We start from the raw sequence: 2,837 nt of genomic DNA on the forward strand, positions 1-2,837 counted from the left end.
CCTTGTGCAAAGGTTTGATTAGGTGCTGTTATCGCTTGACGATTGGCTACATGTAGTAACGCATCTCCTTGCCATACTGTACTTAATTTTAATAAATCTTGTGCTGTAGCATGTACCATACCATCCCCTTGAATACCATTAAAAGATATTTAATTATCCTTCTGAATTATAAACAATACTTGAGATATTAATAGTAGAACAATTCCTAGTATACTCAAATACATACCTGTCTTTATATATGGATTTTGATAAGTAAATATAACTTCTGAATTACCACTTTCTAATGGAATACCTATAAATCCTATATTTGTCTGTAGAATTTTTCGTTCAGCACCATTTACAGTAGCTTGCCACCCTTTTGTATAAGGTATTGTAGTCACAAGAAAACTAGACTCATCTTGATAAACTTGACCTTTTATATATTCATTTTCAAAATGACTTATATTCAATTGGTTTTTTGTTTTTCTGATATAATTTCCTCATCGATTTTCATATTTATAGGTCTAGCATAAATTACAATATCACCTATTGTATATCTACCTTCATCTTCAAATTGAATTACAATATCTTCTATATTTTCTTTTACAGACCCTAAATTTATAAATACACTTTCTCTATTGAAATAAGTACTAAATGAATATTTATCAGATTGACGAAACGTCCTTTCACTATCTCCATATAATAGTTTCATATCATACTTTGTATTTTCAGGAAAATAAAAAGGTTTATTTAATTCTTCGTATTTTAATCCTTTCAACTCTATAAAAATCTCATGATTCTTAATAGATTTTATATCTTTAATTTTCACATTTATTTTGGTTTCTTTTTCTTTTATATCAAATTGACTCCATTTATTTTTTTTGTATCTAGATCATTATCTTTTATAGAATACTCAACTCTATTAAAATGTGAATTTAAACCTTTTTCAAAAGATTTAGTAGGTATACTTATGCTATCTTCTAAAACTGCACCTTGAGTTAAGATATATTCTTTTTCAAGTGGGTTTAATTTTGAGAAATGCTCTCTAAACATAATTTTATCTACTGTGTAAGCAAATGGAAAAGAGTATTCTGTTTTGGCCAAAATATAATTTGAATTACTAGTACTTTCTTTTATTACTCTATATCCTACTGGAAGATAGTTTTCGTTTTCCTTTTTAGTTAGTATATACTTAACGTTTAAAAAATAATTCATAAGGCGTCGATCATCTAAACCATTCCGTAGCGGTTGAATAATCTGATAGGTGGAGAAATCCATCTCTTTAGCGAAATTCGAAATATACTTATTTGTTATTGATAAATAAGTGCTCAATCCCTTTAAGTCATGATAAATAAATTGATTACGAATCTCTTTATCTTGTGAAGTTACTCCTACACGATACCATTCATCTTTAGGTAAATCTTTTTGAAGACCTCCATATAAATCTTTATATTTAGATATGGAAGTATTCAATTCAACAGTATCTGATATAGAATTGTTACCATACGAATAATACAGGTTCATAGCATTTGTAGCCATGTTGATCATAACTAATACAATAAAAATCGTTGAAATTTTGTTACTAAAGAGACTAAATTTTATTTCATATGAGAATAAAAGCCACATTGCCCAGCCTATAATTATTGGTGTCAAATAAAAAGTATACATATTTTCTAAAATTGCCGCAATTAGATAGATTAACGTGAAAATAATTAACAAATATTTAGCAATTTTCAAATCTTTTTTTCGTGCATCTAATAACTGTCCACTACCAATAGCAATAAAAAAAGGGATAACAAAACTGAATCTATTATATGGACCCGACATCCCATTCATAAATGAACCAAAAAAAGGAATCAATAGAAATACGCCTAGAAGCAATGAAATTATTGCTGCAAAATTCTTTTCTTTTTTTGTACGCATAAAAAAGATAATAGTAAAGAGGGAAAATATAGAAAGCCCTCCTACAGACCATAAATAAGAATACGGTACGAAAGCATTATGAATTAATACTATGTAATAACTTATATGATAATGAATTAAATTAAGTGTTATTTCACCAGTGTGACGAGACGCATCTAAAAACCCTCCTACCATTGGTAAAAAAAGAATTGATCCGATAAACAGGCCAATAAGATAATAAATTATGCATTGACATAGGGTAAGAAAAAGGTGCTTGATGTTTTTGAATCCATATAGTGTAAGGTATCTAACACTTCCATAGATGAAAGTTAAGATGGTTAATTTATAAAAAAAGTAAAAGTTGACCATTGAGCTTATAGCTACTACTATACTAAAAATTATTCCGGATTCTTTTTTCAATATCTTTTCTACACCTAAACAAAGAATAGGATACAAAATCAGGGGCATAATAAAAAAGGGGTGCCTTTTTACATTATATATAACAAAAAAGCTAAATGTATACATTACTGCACCCAAAAGTCCTGCTTGATGTGAGATCTTAAACTTTCTAGTAAAAAAGATATAACTTATTCCAACACACCAAATACGAAGAAAAATTAATAAGTGAAAAGAGAATTCTCTCAAATTTTCAGGAAAAAACACACCTAAATATACAAAAGGATCTCCTATAACATAGTATCCATATGAAGTAATGGTATCAGCACCTGCACCGATAGACCAATCCATTGAGGAAAACTACCTCCTTTTAGTAAATTTTGTAATATTTCTATATATTCGTTGAACAATAGAAAGTGTTGAGAGAATCCATCACTTTCCCAAATAAAAGATCCCCCTATTGTAAAATAATATCCGTAGATACAGATACACATTCACACGTGTTGATTAACCAAAATCATCCAATATCTATTTGATAAAGTTCGCGGTGGAATTCGACT

General features: G+C 28.6%; 3 protein-coding genes. All 3 read right to left on the bottom strand.

Annotated elements, in window-relative coordinates:
- Positions 1 to 149 precede the first annotated feature (149 nt).
- Genes IEW44_RS16165 through IEW44_RS15780 form a run of 3 tightly spaced genes read right to left on the bottom strand, consistent with a single transcriptional unit; the run spans position 150 to position 2,628 of the window.
- The gene (locus tag IEW44_RS16165; RefSeq protein ID WP_188616016.1) at positions 150 to 449 is read right to left on the bottom strand and encodes a YfhO family protein; all 300 of its coding nucleotides are present in this window, start codon (positions 447 to 449) and stop codon (positions 150 to 152) included.
- Positions 446 to 808 (bottom strand): hypothetical protein, encoded by a 363-nt coding sequence (locus tag IEW44_RS15775; RefSeq protein ID WP_188616017.1) that lies wholly within the window; start codon positions 806 to 808, stop codon positions 446 to 448. Before IEW44_RS15775 ends, IEW44_RS16165 begins: the two co-directional genes overlap by 4 nt.
- Positions 809 to 831: 23 nt before the next feature.
- Entirely contained in the window at positions 832 to 2,628 is a 1,797-nt protein-coding gene (locus IEW44_RS15780; RefSeq protein ID WP_229704283.1) for a YfhO family protein, read from the bottom strand.
- Positions 2,629 to 2,837: the final 209 nt, after the last annotated feature.

It is taken from the genome of Lysinibacillus alkalisoli, assembly GCF_014643595.1.
Lineage (GTDB): Bacteria > Bacillota > Bacilli > Bacillales_A > Planococcaceae > Metalysinibacillus > Metalysinibacillus alkalisoli.